Annotated in this window: 12 protein-coding genes; 4 read left to right on the top strand and 8 right to left on the bottom strand. The window is 34.8% G+C overall.

Going from position 1 to position 13719, the window contains the following annotated elements; all coding sequences use genetic code 11:
- Positions 1-702, top strand: a 702-nt coding sequence (gene ctlX, locus A9Q93_RS09195) for a citrulline utilization hydrolase CtlX (RefSeq protein ID WP_303687103.1), incomplete at its 5' end; no start/stop codon positions are given.
- Between the two features lie 76 nt (positions 703-778).
- On the opposite strand, the gene A9Q93_RS09190 is transcribed toward ctlX, so the two are convergent.
- The 5 genes from A9Q93_RS09190 to A9Q93_RS09170 all read right to left on the bottom strand — a co-directional run bounded on the left by A9Q93_RS09190 (position 779) and on the right by A9Q93_RS09170 (position 8513).
- Entirely contained in the window at positions 779-1438 is a 660-nt protein-coding gene (locus tag A9Q93_RS09190) for a chromophore lyase CpcT/CpeT (RefSeq protein WP_303687102.1), read from the bottom strand.
- A 134-nt stretch (positions 1439-1572) separates the two neighbouring features.
- Positions 1573-3000, bottom strand: coding sequence for an SDR family oxidoreductase (locus tag A9Q93_RS09185; protein WP_303687101.1), 1428 nt, complete (start codon positions 2998-3000; stop codon positions 1573-1575).
- A 106-nt stretch (positions 3001-3106) separates the two neighbouring features.
- Positions 3107-6715 carry a M1 family aminopeptidase gene (locus A9Q93_RS09180; protein ID WP_303687100.1) on the bottom strand — a complete coding sequence of 1203 codons (3609 nt, stop codon included), beginning with the start codon at positions 6713-6715 and terminating at the stop codon, positions 3107-3109.
- A gap of 101 nt (positions 6716-6816) precedes the next feature.
- Positions 6817-7716: an ABC transporter ATP-binding protein gene (locus tag A9Q93_RS09175; protein WP_303687099.1), complete on the bottom strand. Its 900-nt coding sequence runs from the start codon at positions 7714-7716 to the stop codon at positions 6817-6819.
- 197 nt (positions 7717-7913) lie between these two features.
- Positions 7914-8513: a fasciclin domain-containing protein gene (locus tag A9Q93_RS09170; protein ID WP_303687098.1), complete on the bottom strand. Its 600-nt coding sequence runs from the start codon at positions 8511-8513 to the stop codon at positions 7914-7916.
- 113 nt (positions 8514-8626) lie between these two features.
- On the opposite strand from A9Q93_RS09170, the gene A9Q93_RS09165 reads away from it, so the two are divergent.
- The gene (locus A9Q93_RS09165) at positions 8627-9184 is read left to right on the top strand and encodes an RNA polymerase sigma factor (RefSeq protein ID WP_303687097.1); all 558 of its coding nucleotides are present in this window, start codon (positions 8627-8629) and stop codon (positions 9182-9184) included.
- A complete protein-coding gene (locus A9Q93_RS09160; RefSeq protein WP_303687096.1) occupies positions 9181-9981 on the top strand; it encodes an anti-sigma factor in 801 nt (266 codons plus the stop codon). The genes A9Q93_RS09165 and A9Q93_RS09160 overlap by 4 nt, the downstream gene beginning before the upstream one ends.
- Before the next feature lie 81 nt (positions 9982-10062).
- Here the strand turns inward: A9Q93_RS09160 and era are convergent, their stop codons facing one another.
- Complete coding sequence (gene era / locus A9Q93_RS09155; protein ID WP_303687095.1) at positions 10063-10953, bottom strand: GTPase Era; 891 nt, start codon at positions 10951-10953, stop codon at positions 10063-10065.
- A gap of 79 nt (positions 10954-11032) precedes the next feature.
- On the bottom strand, positions 11033-11668 hold the full coding sequence (locus tag A9Q93_RS09150; protein ID WP_303687094.1) for a hypothetical protein: 636 nt from the start codon (positions 11666-11668) through the stop codon (positions 11033-11035).
- 347 nt (positions 11669-12015) lie between these two features.
- On the opposite strand from A9Q93_RS09150, the gene A9Q93_RS09145 reads away from it, so the two are divergent.
- Positions 12016-12978: a mechanosensitive ion channel family protein gene (locus tag A9Q93_RS09145; protein WP_303687093.1), complete on the top strand. Its 963-nt coding sequence runs from the start codon at positions 12016-12018 to the stop codon at positions 12976-12978.
- 31 nt (positions 12979-13009) lie between these two features.
- On the opposite strand, the gene A9Q93_RS09140 is transcribed toward A9Q93_RS09145, so the two are convergent.
- Positions 13010-13719: hypothetical protein (locus A9Q93_RS09140; protein WP_303687092.1), on the bottom strand; the 710-nt coding region annotated here is incomplete at its 5' end.

Genomic DNA, 13719 nt, shown 5'->3' with positions numbered 1-13719 from the left:
CCTAACAACTGGATTTCTACTCATCAAAATGGAGATGTTGCATTATATCCCATGTTTGCAGAAAACAGGCGTTTAGAAAGAAGACCAGAAGTACTCGATAGACTAGAAAAAGAAGGTTTTAACATCGTGAACATAGTTGATTATACTAGTGCCGAAGAGGAAGGTTTTTTCTTAGAAGGCACAGGTAGTTTACTTCTCGATCGTGTTAATAAAAAAGCTTATTGCAGTATTTCTCCTCGTGCAGATGAGGAATTAATGATCGAGTTTTGTGAAGATTTTGAATACACACCTGTACTATTCACTGCTTTTCAAACAGTAGAGGAGAACCGTTTACCTATTTACCATACAAACGTTATGATGGCTCTAGGAGAGAATTATGCCGTTATCTGTCTAGATTGTATTGATGACAAGAAAGAACGTAAAAATGTATTAAATCATTTAAAAGAAGACGGCAAAGAAGTAATTGCAATTACTGAGGATCAAGTAAATTCTTTTGCAGGTAATATGATGCAAGTTCATAATTCAAATGGAGAACGTTTTCTAGTTATGAGTGATCAAGCCTATAAATCATTAAGTAAAGATCAAATAAGTAAATTAGAAAAATACAATGAGATTTTACATCCGTCTATTTCTACGATAGAAACCTTAGGTGGTGGCTCTGTAAGATGCATGATGGCTGAGGTTTTTTTACCTAAAAACTGATATGATTTTGATATTATAAACCAATAAAAAAGGAGCTTTCAAGCTCCTTTTTTCTATTTAATCTATTTTGTAAAAATCAGTCTAACTTGATGTCTCCAAAATCTAGTTTTCTCAATGAACCTTTCATAAAAATATAACCACCTTTTTCTGCGCCCCAAACTTGATTTCCATCTTTGTCAAAACCACGATCCCAAGAAATGATTTGGTTGTCGCTCATTTTTACAATGCTTGTTGCATAACTAGCACCACGCATGTTACTCATACAACTAGTTTTTCCTGTACCACCAGAATAAAAACCATCAGTATCTTCTTTTATAACGACCTCGCAACCTTCTCTTTTTTCTAAGAAATCAGGTGTTAAGTATTTAAATGCTTTAGGCTTTTTGAATTTACCGTAGTATTGCTTTTCGTTAGGAATGGTATAGACCTCGCTTATAATTTCATTATTCTCATTACGTAGTAATCGATACATTCTAACTCTATACGGTTGGTCTTTCTGAGAAGTAAGAGCTTGCTCTACATATAACCATCGCTCACCACTATTTTTCCATACGGGATGCATTTCTAAAGAAATATCATAATAACTAGAATCAACTTTGCTTTGTAAACTACTGTCATAGCTGCCCTGCATCATTTTATAAACCTTGTCTAGTTCTTTGTCTTTTGTGTTGTATTTGCTAGAAGAACATCCTATTAATATGAAGAACGAAATAAGAAGAAAGTAAAATGGTTTCATGAAGTATATTTTAATTAAAGATGCTGTAGTGTTTTGGTATTCATTTTTTTGTTGCATTAAGCCTTAGAGGTTAGACAATGATATTTTTTAAATTCAATTCAAGTTCAAGTTCAAGTTCAAATTCAAATTCTTTTTCATCTCCCAGTCGCAATATGTCTTATCATTCCAGCAAAAATAAAGTAGTGAAACGGTAGCATAGAATACCAGTACAAGCGTCCCCAGATACCTCGTGGCCTAAACGTTGCTGTTTGATGCACTACATCATTTTCATCTATTTCAAATTCAAGCCAGGCCTCTCCAGGAACGCGCATTTCAGCAAAAAGGAGTAATCGTTTTTCTTCTTTGTCTGCTACAAGAACGCGCCAAAAATCCAGAGCATCACCAGCATAAATCTTATCTGAATTGGTTCGACCACGTCTCAATCCTACACCACCGAATAGCTTATCGAGCGCACCACGTATTTTCCAAAGAAAAGTAGCGTAATAATAACCATTTTTACCACCTATGGACCAGATACGTTCCAGAGCAGCTTGGGCATCACCTGTCTCCAGCTTTTGTGCATCTTTAAGACATCCATAGCTAGGTACTTTTTTGTATTTATTCAGGCTGCGTTTAAACCTACCGCTCACCATAGAATCTTTCCAGCTGCTCACTACTTGATTTTGTTCAATTTTTGCAAAGGCCATATCCAGCGCTTGCTGGTAATCATATAACTCAATATTCAAGCGTTGTGCCAGATCATTTTTTGAAGCAATAACCTCAATCGCCATGCTATCTACCAGATTTTGAGCCAGCTTATAACTGGTGCTGGTTACAAAATAAAGCCAGTAAGAACTTAATTTAGGAGTCATAACAGGTACCGTAAAAATGTATAGTTTAAGACCTCTATTTTTCGCATAACCTGTCATCATCTCTTTATAAGTAAGGACACTTTTACCACCTATATCAAAACTTTGGTCATAACAATCTTCTCTCCCTAAAACACCTATTAAAAAGCTCATTACATTACGTATGGCTATAGGATGAGTTTTAGTATTTACCCATTTAGGCGTGATCATTATAGGTAGTTTTTCACATAAATCTCTTACGATTTCAAAGGAGGAACTTCCGCTACCAACAATTATTCCTGCGCGCAAAACTGTGAGGTTATAATTACCAGTGTAAAGTATGTCTTCAACTCGCTTTCGCGAAAGCAAATGTTTACTCAATTGATCTTCATTAACGATTCCAGAGAGATAAACCACCTGTTTGCAATTGGTTTTATTTATCAATTCCACAAAGCTATGAGCGCTATCTGCTTCCATTTGATCAAAATTATCAGTACTTGATGTCATGGAATGAATCAAATAATAAGCGGCATCTATATCCTTAGGTAGCTCCTGTTCTGGTTGAAGTTTCAGAAAGTCTAACTCTATAATTTCAACTTGATCTTTGATTTCTTGAGGGACCGAAAGTCTTGCTGCGTTGCGCACAGCACAAATTACTTTATGATCTTCTTTAAGAAGTTCATAAAGTAAGCGCACTCCTATATAACCATTTGCTCCTGTGAGTAATACTTTCATAGGTTTAAAGATAGTATGCAATGTGGTATTTTATTGCACAAGTTTGTTAAAACAAAAACGCCATCTGGCAAGATGGCGTTTAAGAATTTATGAGTTGTTACTTTAATTATGATTCTTCATTCTCAGTAATGGCTTTTACCTTTTCAGTATCACTACTAGCGCTGACTCCTTTTCTGTTATCGTTTGTATTTCTATCGATAAGTTTATAATAAGGATCTATTCCTACCTCAACAGGTTTTTTAGAAACGATAATGGAATGGTTATTTTCTATATCGGTAATTTTTACTTTTTCTAAGTATAAAACATCTTCTTCTCCAGTTTCTGGATTTTCTTCACCAAAGATTCCTATCTCTATATAATCTTCTAGTGGTAAAGAAGAGATTGCTTTTTTGGTATCTTTAGGAGTAAAGCTCAGACTATCACCTGATATTGAGGAGTAACTTTTTTTACCTTTTTTGTACGATCTGTATTTACTTACTAGACTATTGATATTTACTAAATATTGATTATCGCTTATTTTAGTGTAAGTAGCACCGGTAACTTCATTATCATAAAGAGTTATCGTTTCAAACATATCCTTGATGAGGTATTGCAAAGAATCTGGAGTAACCGCTCTTAAATCATCTACAAATTCTGGAGCTGTAGGATACGGCGCAGATTGAAATTGGTATTTCTCTGCAAAGCGTTTTGCTACATCGTTAAACTTCTTTTCTCCTAGATAATCGCTCATAGCGTATAACACAACAGATCCTTTTTGGTAATGAATATACTGTTGATTTTCATTATACATCAGTGGATTTTCTTTAATAGTCTCACTGGTACGACCGCTTAAATAGCCTTCCATAGATTCCTTAAGAAATTTACGCATCTGGTTTTTACCGTATACTTTCTCTAGTACTTTAAGCGAGCTGTATTCTGACATGCTTTCAGAAAGTAAGGTCATACCTTTTGCTTTTGCACCTATAACTTGATGCGCCCACCACTGGTGTGCCAGCTCATGAGCTGTGATAGCAAGAGCATAATCTACCGCATCCTTTTTTTCCTCATCAACATCTGCAATGAAACCTACTCGTTCACTAAAAGGTATCGTATTTGCAAAAGCTTGTGCAAAACTACCATACTGCTTTGGGAATTCAATAATTCGCGCCTGTCTGTGCTGGTATGGTGTGTAGTTATAGTTATAATAATCAAGACCTTGTTTTAAACCTTCCATCATGCGATCTAGGTTATAGGTATGGTCTGGATGATGGTAAATTTCAAGATTAATTCCATCGTGTACTTCTCTTTTTACGTCGTATTTACCGCTTAAAAAGGAATAGAAATTCAGGATTTTTGAGTCCATTTTATAATGAAAATACCTGCGACCATTTTCTTCCCATTCCTTGATAAGGTATCCAGGCGCGATGGCAATCTGGTCTGGACTAGTGCTTACTGTTGCTTCAAAGTCTATCCAGTCACTTGCACCACCTATATAATTATTATCTGTTGCTCCGGGAGCGTCAGGTGCTGGTAATCTATCTTTAGGAGGTAAATCGTACTTTTCCCTTATTTTTATATTTCGTAGTTCAAATCCATCATTGTAACCTATGGAAGGAAATAAACCTTGATTAACAAAGGTTCCATTAGTATTTATAGGCGACTTATTATCTAGAAATTTATTAGGTACATTCTCTGTAGTGAACTTAAAGATTAAAGTGTCTCCAGGTTGCAATGCTTCTTTAAAAGCATACATACGGTAATCATAATCTTCATTATCGTAAACAATTTTAGCCTCACGATCCAGCGTTATTTCTGTAGGATAGTCGGTAAGATTTACATGTAATGTATCTATAGGACTATCACTTTGGTTAGTCATCGTGTAAGTAGCACCAGCTTTAAAATCTCTAGTTTCTGGCACCATATCCATAAAAGTATTTACAGCTATGAGTCTAGGTTGAGGTATGCCGTTATATTTACCCAAATCCTTTTCAAAATTGACGCGCAGTTCTTCTACTTCTTTACCAGATAGAATTTCATTATCAACATTGTTTATTTTCCATATGTAACCACCGATCGCTAAAAATCCTACTAGGGATATAGCTGCAACTGTATTTAAGGTTTTTGTAGATCTCGCTTTCGCGAAAGCGAGACGACCTTTAACATCTGTACTCATACCACGTCTATAGAATACTAAAGCAATACACGTAAGTATGATCCCAAACAATATCCAATAAACGCGATAGGTATAAAACTGAGGTAATGCATTTCCATAACCCATAAAATCTGAAGCGCTAGGAGCTCCTACAGAATTAAAGTCAAAAATAGCTTGTGTAGCACCTATTGCTGCTTGAACTAATGGTATCGCCACTGCAATAATCAATAAAACTGCCAGTCCTAACCATTTGTTTTTAATCAAGGTATGAACTAGCAAAGCCATTAAAATCCATGGTACAAAGCTCCATACATTAAGCATAAAGGTCTGGAATAAATATAAATCCAGCTGATAATCTGTGAAGTTACTTATGGTTTGATAGGTTAATCCACAAGCTATAAGTACCACTTGTAAAGTTGCTACCATTAGAAATAAAGCCACAAACCTTGAAAGTATAAACACCCAGTTTTGTGTAGGAGTTACATCTACTATCTGGTTGATGTGTGCGGCTTGCGCACGATCCATCAAAAAACCAGAGTATAAATGAATTAATAAATAACTGAATAGCGTGATGTAACTAGCAGGCTCTGCGAGCATCACCCATGTTTTAGGCAATATCCTTGTATTAAATAATAGACCTGTGTTAAACATTAAAACCATGGTAAGGACCACGGCTAGAAATGATATGATGATAAATGGCCAGCCGTAAATAATGTATTTGGTATCACTTTTTGCAAGGTGCCATAGCGTTTTTAATTTTCCTAAAAACGAAAAATCAGTCTTTGCAATAGGCATGATCACTTTGCTTATGCCGCTAGTGTTTTCTTTTGTGATGCGTTGTGCCTTGCTTTTAAACAGATTAATGCTAATTGCATTTTGAGCAAATTTAAATCGAGCAATAACCCATCCTAAAACAAGTAGTGCAATTCCCGCCCATAGAATACGATTCCATAAGATCATTCCAGAAAAAGGAATCATTAGTTCATTTTGTTCAGCTGGTGTCCAGAATTTTGTTTCTTCACTTATAGCGACATTTGCAAGAGGATCTGCCATGGCAAGCCAGAACGGATCATCTACTTGTTCTACATAAGAAGTGGTAATAAGCTGCACAATAATGAGCGTTAGAACGGTCATGAAGCCTATGTTCATATTACGTGTAAATACTATAATCGCAAATACGATGGCACTGTAAAAAAGTACATTAGGAATAATGATCACCAGAAATGGTTGAGTGTAATTCCATAAACTAAATGGGCCTAATAATTCTGGGTTGGAACCTGGTAAATAGCTACCTACCATTAAGCCAAAAACCAATGCACTTATTACTAATAAGTTTATTGTAAAGCCAGCTAGAAATTTGGCTAGCAAATATTCTATTTTCTTGATAGGAAAAGAATACAATACATTATGCATATTGTTTTTAAAGTCCCTGTGAATAGTCGCTCCTGTAAAACTAGGTATCAATAGATAAGCAAGTAATGCGATTTGAGCAATAAGTCCAGATATACTATATGGACTGTTGAGGTAAGAGTTACTTGTTACAGTGACGTTATCACTACTAAAAACACCTGTGGCAACTGCCATGATTATACCACCTAAAAGGAAAAAAATCGCTGCAAATATGTAAAAAAGGGGTTTCTTAAACCACGTTTTTATCTCGTGTGAAAATATGGTTGTAAACATGATTAGACGATTTCTAGTGGTGCAACTTCACTGTTATGATTTAAAGTTGTGAAGTACACATCTTCTAGACTAGCTTTTACTGGAGAAAATGCTGCGCCAGGGCTGTTTTCTCCATAAACACGTACATTGAGATTGTTATCTTCATTATAACTAGAAGATATCACATTATGTGTACGTTGCATTTCTTCAATACCTTCACGATTTACAGTTGTGGACCATACTTTACCATCAAGTGTAGCCACCATTTGTTTAGGTGTAGATTGTGCTAGAATTTTACCGCCATTAAGAATGGCCATGTCGGTACATAATTCTTTTACATCATCTACAATGTGTGTAGAAAAGATAACAATGTGATTAGTACCTATCTCTCTAAGAACATTTAAAAATCGGTGGCGCTCTGCAGGGTCCAGTCCAGCAGTAGGTTCATCAACTATGATTAATTTAGGATTGTTTAATAATAATTGTGCGATACCGAAGCGCTGCTTCATACCACCAGAATAACCTGCAACATGTTTATCTTGAACATCACTCAAATTAGTTACTTCAAGAGCTTTTTCTACTATTTTATTGCGTTCTGTTTTGCTGGTAATGCCTTTTAAACTTGCAAAATAATGTAGTAAATCTTTGGCGCTCATTTTAGGATATACTCCAAATTCTTGCGGTAAATAGCCTAAGGTTTTTCTGAATTCAATCTTATTATTTAATATATCTAAGCCGTCTAAATGTATGCTTCCAGAGTCAGGAGATTGCAAAGTTGCAATAGTACGCATTAAGGAAGATTTACCAGCGCCATTAGGTCCTAGCAGGCCAAACATTCCAGCATTTATATCTATAGTAACATCATCTAGTGCTTTTACACCATTACCGTAAGTCTTGGAAACATTCTTTAAACTTAAAATCATGTGATTGAATTTATATGGTTTTAAGTGTTAGTGTCACATGCTTAACAGTTGTTACAGTTTATACGAGCTTATTTAAAGTGAGCCATTGATAAGATTAGGAAATACTGTTTAGGGATCCCGCTTTCGCGAAAGCGGAATATAAAAAGCCTCTAACCGCAAGAAACGGAAAGAGACTGATTAATGAATTAATGGTTACTCTATTTTTTAGGTAGAATCACAGTGTCTATTACGTGAACGACGCCGTTGCTCGCCTCTATATCTGTTGCTGTGATGATGCTCTTGCGGCCTTGAGCATCTTGAAGAATAACTTGTCCGTTTTGCAAACTAGCATAGAGTGGATCTCCTTGAACCGTTTTGGTCATAAAACCGCCGCCGTTTCTTTTTATAGACTCAATAATGTCGCTGGCAGTAACTTTGCCAGAAAGTACGTGATAAGTAAGAACAGCCTGAAGTTGTTTTTTATTTTTAGGTTTTAACAGGTTGTCTACAGTACCATCTGGTAACCTGTTAAAAGCCGAATTTGTAGGTGCAAATACAGTGAATGGTCCATCTCCTTTTAATACTTCAACAAGCTGTGCTGCTTTTACCGCAGCGACTAGTGTGCTGAATTTCTTATCTGATAATGCAATGTCTATAATGTCGCCATTATCATGATAGGACCAGTTGTTAACTACCACAACATTATTGCTGTGACTGTCATGATTGTTGCTAGCCTGTTTCCTCGTATGACACTGGCCAGTAGCTATAGATGTAAAGCCTAGAAATATTAATGCTGTAAAAATTTGAGTAAGTTTCATTTTGTAATTTTTTTAAATTAAAATTTTGTTTATTTGATCGATCATAAGGTTGTACGCTCGGTTATTCCATTTGGATTTTAGTCGAGTGATAAAAAAACGTTAAAAGAGTTTTAGTGAGTATTATAGAAAAGCATATCATAGAATTATTAAAAGAGAAAGATGAGCGTGCTATCTCTTTGATCTATGATCAATATGCTGCAACTCTTTATGGTGTGATTATTAAGATTACTCAAAATGAGGCAATGGCAAGTGATGTGTTGCAAGAATCTTTAATCAAAGTGTGGAATAATTCTAGTGCTTATAATGCTGAGAAAGCAAAATTGTTCACATGGCTGTTTCAAATAGCGCGCAACACATCTCTAGATGCATTGAGAAAGTTAAAAAGGAAAAGCGATAAAGAAATCCAAATGCAAGATCGAGACGTATATCCTATAGAAACGGTACTAGATGAGGAAGATAAAGAACTAGTGCATGCTCAAATGAATACGTTAGATGAAAAATATAGAGAAGTTCTAGAAAGTATCTTTTTTAAAGGAATGACACATATGGAAGCTGCAGATTATTTGAACTTGCCGTTAGGAACATTAAAGACAAGATTGCGTAATGCTTTAATAGAATTACGTACTATTAATATGGGGCTTTTTGTAATTGTAGTAAGCTGTTTAACATGATGGAAGATAAAGATATACAGGATTTTTTAAACTCAGGTTTGCTCGAGCAATACGTCATAGGCGCTACTGAGTCTTATCAATCAGAAGAGGTAGAGTCTTTCATAAAAAAGCATGCCGAAATTAAATTTGCCTACCAAAAGCTGCAAGAAGAGCTGCATGTTGTAAGTAAACTGTATCAAAAAGAGCCTCCAGAAAATCTTAAGAGTGAGATTATAAAATCCATTAAAACGGACCATAGTGCTGAAGTAATTCAAGGTAATTCTACTTCATTTAATTGGTTGAATCTTGCGGCGGTGTTTATAGGTTTAATAGGTATAGCTGGCTTTCTTTATGTGAACAACCAGAATACTACTTTAGAAAGGCAATTATCAATTATTAAGGGAGAGCAATCGCAGCTTTTAAAAGAAGTCTCTTTTGCTACTAAAGAAATGAGCTCGCTAGAAGATGAAATTGCTTATTTAAAATCGGCTGAAACTGATAAATATATTCTCAAAGGAAATCAAAAAGCACAAACACTTCTGGCAACGGCTTATTATAATAAAAGTACAGATAGAGGTGAAGTAGAAATCAATAATTTACCTGATCTAGATAAAGATCACGATTACCAGCTCTGGGCAGATGTTGATGGAGAGATGATATCTCTTGCAGTTTTGAAAGAAGGCTCTAAAAAAATACTCGATCCTACTATTATGGCAAATGCCAGTAGTCTCAATATAACAATTGAGCCAGCTGGTGGGAATGATCATGCAACGGTAGAGAATCTAGTAGCTGCCGTAAACTTAAGAGTGCAGCCTTAAGTTTATTGCAAAATAAAACAGCATTTTTATTGAGAAAAATACTGTTTTTATACTCCAAAAATTGTAATAGCCTTTTGCCTATTACTTATTGTCTCCTTTGTATCCAAAGCGTCTTAACTGTTTCTCATCACTACGCCAGTTCTTGTTCACTTTTACATAAAGCTCTATATGAACTTGTTTACCAAAGAATTTTTGTAAATCCTTTCTAGCCTCTGTTCCTACACGTTTAATAGCGCTTCCTTTGTGACCTATAATTATTCCTTTTTGCGTCTCACGTTCTACCATGATGACAGATCTTATTCTGATGATGTTTTCATCTTCAAAGAATTCTTCGGTATCAATCTCTACAGAGTATGGAATTTCTTTTTTGTAGTGAATTAAGATTTTCTCACGTATGCTCTCATTTACAAAGAAGCGTTCTGGCTTATCAGTTAAAGCGTCCTTAGGATAAAATGCTGGTGATTCTGGAAGTGTTTCTACGATACGTTCTAGAACTTGTGGAACACCAAAGTTTTCTAAAGCGCTTATTGCAAAAATCTCTGCGTTAGGCAGTCTTTCTTTCCAGTGTGCAACAGCTTCTTCTAGCTGGTTAGGTTGTCCTTTATCTATTTTATTGATAAGTACAAAAACAGGAACTTCAGCATAGGTGAGTCTTTTTTCAAAAGCTTCGTTTTTAAGTTCTTTCTCACCTAGTTCTACCATGTATAAAATACAGTCTGCATCTTCAAAAGCATTTTTTACAAACTCCATCATGCTTTCTTGAAGTTTATAAGCTGGTTTAATAATACCAGGAGTATCACTTATAACAGCTTGAAAATCTTCACCATTTACTATTCCTAAAATACGATGACGAGTGGTCTGTGCCTTTGAAGTTATTATTGATAATCGCTCACCTACAAGCGCATTCATCAATGTACTTTTACCTACATTAGGATTACCTACGATATTTACAAATCCTGCTTTATGTTCCATCTTGCAAAGATAGTATTAATGGCTATTCTAGGTGTTTAATTAATGCCAAATTAAATTTCAAACAGATCAGCAAAGGTCCTTATTCTAATGGATTATCGAGCAATGCATTAAGAAACACACCTTCTAGTGTTAGAGCTTGTTGTTGCAATTTATTTAATTGAGTCAGGCTTGTTATGGCTGGCATTCCTTTGTAATGATAGGTAAAGTAATTTATCGTCCTGCCATCTTTATTAATGGCGTCACTTATGTCTAGAAACTCCTTTGCTATTTTTTCGGCTTTAGGATAAAAATATAGTTGATCTGCTGTGCTCGATTGATAGGTGTTGATCGCTTGCTTTATTTTAATTCCATTTTCAGAGAGTTTTTCTCCATTAAATAGAACAACATCTGCTGGTTTTTCTCTATTTGAGAAGTCTTCGTTTCCTCCTATAAATTCATATAAGACATCTTTGACCTCGTTGATTTTTGTCGTGAAAGCTTGGGTCTTTTCATGAAATTCAACTGACTGAATGTAAGCATTTGCGTACTTGTCGGGATTATTCATGGCGCTATCCTGAATTTGTATAAGTAAACCTTGAATATGTGAGGCGTTTTCAATTTGATAATTTTCTTCAGAACTATTAAAGGATTCTAAAGTCTCAAGAATCGATTCTTTATCTGTTTTGCATGAAATTAAAAGACACAGTATAGATATTAAAGTAAGTGTGTTTCTCATATGATTATTTGCTTAAAAAAGTGGATTTAGAAATTGTAAATGATAATGCAATTGCAACTTGCTTTTTTTTCATTGACATAGTCTGGAAAGTTACTCATTCTTTTAAATGATTTTTTTAAATGATGGTAAAAGTTGAGATTATCTATAGCGATGTGAACGATCTGTAAGCTTTATGAAGTTTCATAGATTGTTGATTTCTCGCTTTCGCGAAAGCGAGATCTAAAAAAATCATCTTTATACTTAAAATTTAATTTATGTTAATAGTTAAAAAATTCTTGTTAAGAGGTGTTAAATGCTGGATTATTATTAGTTATCTAGCGTATTTTTAAGCAAAAGTATAATTATTTATGAGTCTAATACAACAATCAACTACTGAAACTGTGGAAGCTGCAAAAGCTGTGGCCGAACAAGAGGCAATTGCCGACATGAATACTACAGAACTGATATTATACCAATTAGAATCTTGGTATGAGACCTTAGTTACTAATTTACCCAATCTAGCTGTAGCAATTATCGTGCTTATAGTTACTTATTTTATTAGTAAATGGGTGAGTAGAGGTGTTCAAAACCTTGTCTCAAGTAGGGTGAATCAAGTCTCTGTAGGGAAGTTAATAGGTAAAGTAAGCGCCGCTATAGTTATTATAGGCGGTATTTTTATAGCTCTTAATGTGATGGAATTAAATGACACAGTACAAGCAATTATCGCTGGTGCAGGTGTCTCTGGACTAGTAATAGGTCTGGCATTACAAGGTACGTTATCTAATACTTTAAGTGGTGTACATTTAAGTTTTAGAAAAATGGTAAGCGTAGGAAATTGGGTAGAAACTAATGGATATGAAGGTGAAATTATTTCTATTGATTTAAATAAATTCATACTACGTGAAGCCGATAATAATACGGTTATTATTCCTAATAAGATGATTATGGATAATCCACTAAAAAATTATGGATTGACTAAAACCATGCGTGTAATTATCAATTGTGGTGTAGGTTATGAAAGTGATCTAGAGCATGTGCGCGAGGTGGCAAAACAGGCAATTGTAGATAGTTTTGACCAGATTAAATCAAAGGATGAGGTGGAGTTCTTTTATAGAGAATTCGGTGACAGTAGTATTAATTTCATGCTTAGATTTTATTATGACATTGAGAATGGTATCCAGAAACTTATAAATACAAGTGAGGCTATTATAGTAATTAAAAAAGCATTTGATAAAGAAGGTATAAATATTCCATTTCCTATTAGAACTTTGCAGTTTGATAATAAATTACAAACTGTAAGTGCAAACGAAGGTTCTTCAACAAAAGAGTAGTCGTTCTCTTTTCCTGAATTTAAAGTCCCATCTATTTTTGTAGTTGGGACTTTTTACTTGTATATGCTTTTTTAATCAAATAGGTAATTTGGCAAATATCAAAAGCAATCATTAGCAATATTGCAACCGGCGCGAGAATTATGGTGATAGTCATTCCTCCAGCGATCAAAGCTATAAAACCTAGGTATTTACCTACTCCTGTTTCTTCTTTACGTTGAGCGAGATATCCGGCTCCTAGCATGATATATGCTATTCCAGTCATTACAACCACTGTGATTCCTAAAATAATATCAGTAGAGCTGTCAAAGTCTGTTTCATAATCAATGAAAAAAAGTAGAAATGTAGTAGAACAGGTGTATAATATTGCAGCTAGAATTGCCGCTATTTTGAGCAAACTGTTTTCTCTAACGTTACCTATATGATAAATGCCTTGGCATAAAAACAGTGCTGCTATGACACTCATGAAACCTAAAACGCTATAAATAGAATAGGGTAACAGATTATCTAAAGAAAAAGAATGAATGATGTCATTAATAGTCATCATTTGATAGCAAATAAACATTACGATTCCGGCGATTCCAGATATCAATAATCTATTGTAATTGTAACTAGCATGAACAATTGCTTTTTCTTTATTTTCTTGAGTGGTTTTTTGCGATCCGGACCCTTGATAAACTTCATCAAATGATTTTCCTAGAGCTTCTAAGATATTTCTAATGGTATAGCTACGTGGCGTGACAT

The organism is Nonlabens dokdonensis, assembly GCF_002162835.1.
GTDB lineage: Bacteria > Bacteroidota > Bacteroidia > Flavobacteriales > Flavobacteriaceae > Nonlabens > Nonlabens dokdonensis_B.
Note: the sequence above shows the minus strand (reverse complement) of the source record. Positions and strands in the feature narration are given on the sequence as shown.

What these genes read in the sequence shown, in the direction of transcription:
- A9Q93_RS09170 (WP_303687098.1), bottom strand. Translation starts at nt 8,513, where the DNA reads ATGAAACTTACTCAAATTTTTACAGCATTAATATTTCTAGGCTTTACA.
- A9Q93_RS09175 (WP_303687099.1), bottom strand. Translation starts at nt 7,716, where the DNA reads ATGATTTTAAGTTTAAAGAATGTTTCCAAGACTTACGGTAATGGTGTA.
- A9Q93_RS09190 (WP_303687102.1), bottom strand. Translation starts at nt 1,438, where the DNA reads ATGAAACCATTTTACTTTCTTCTTATTTCGTTCTTCATATTAATAGGA.
- A9Q93_RS09160 (WP_303687096.1), top strand. Translation starts at nt 9,181, where the DNA reads ATGATGGAAGATAAAGATATACAGGATTTTTTAAACTCAGGTTTGCTC.
- A9Q93_RS09145 (WP_303687093.1), top strand. Translation starts at nt 12,016, where the DNA reads ATGAGTCTAATACAACAATCAACTACTGAAACTGTGGAAGCTGCAAAA.
- A9Q93_RS09150 (WP_303687094.1), bottom strand. Translation starts at nt 11,668, where the DNA reads ATGAGAAACACACTTACTTTAATATCTATACTGTGTCTTTTAATTTCA.
- era (WP_303687095.1), bottom strand. Translation starts at nt 10,953, where the DNA reads ATGGAACATAAAGCAGGATTTGTAAATATCGTAGGTAATCCTAATGTA.
- A9Q93_RS09180 (WP_303687100.1), bottom strand. Translation starts at nt 6,715, where the DNA reads ATGGCAGTTGCCACAGGTGTTTTTAGTAGTGATAACGTCACTGTAACA.
- A9Q93_RS09185 (WP_303687101.1), bottom strand. Translation starts at nt 3,000, where the DNA reads ATGAAAGTATTACTCACAGGAGCAAATGGTTATATAGGAGTGCGCTTA.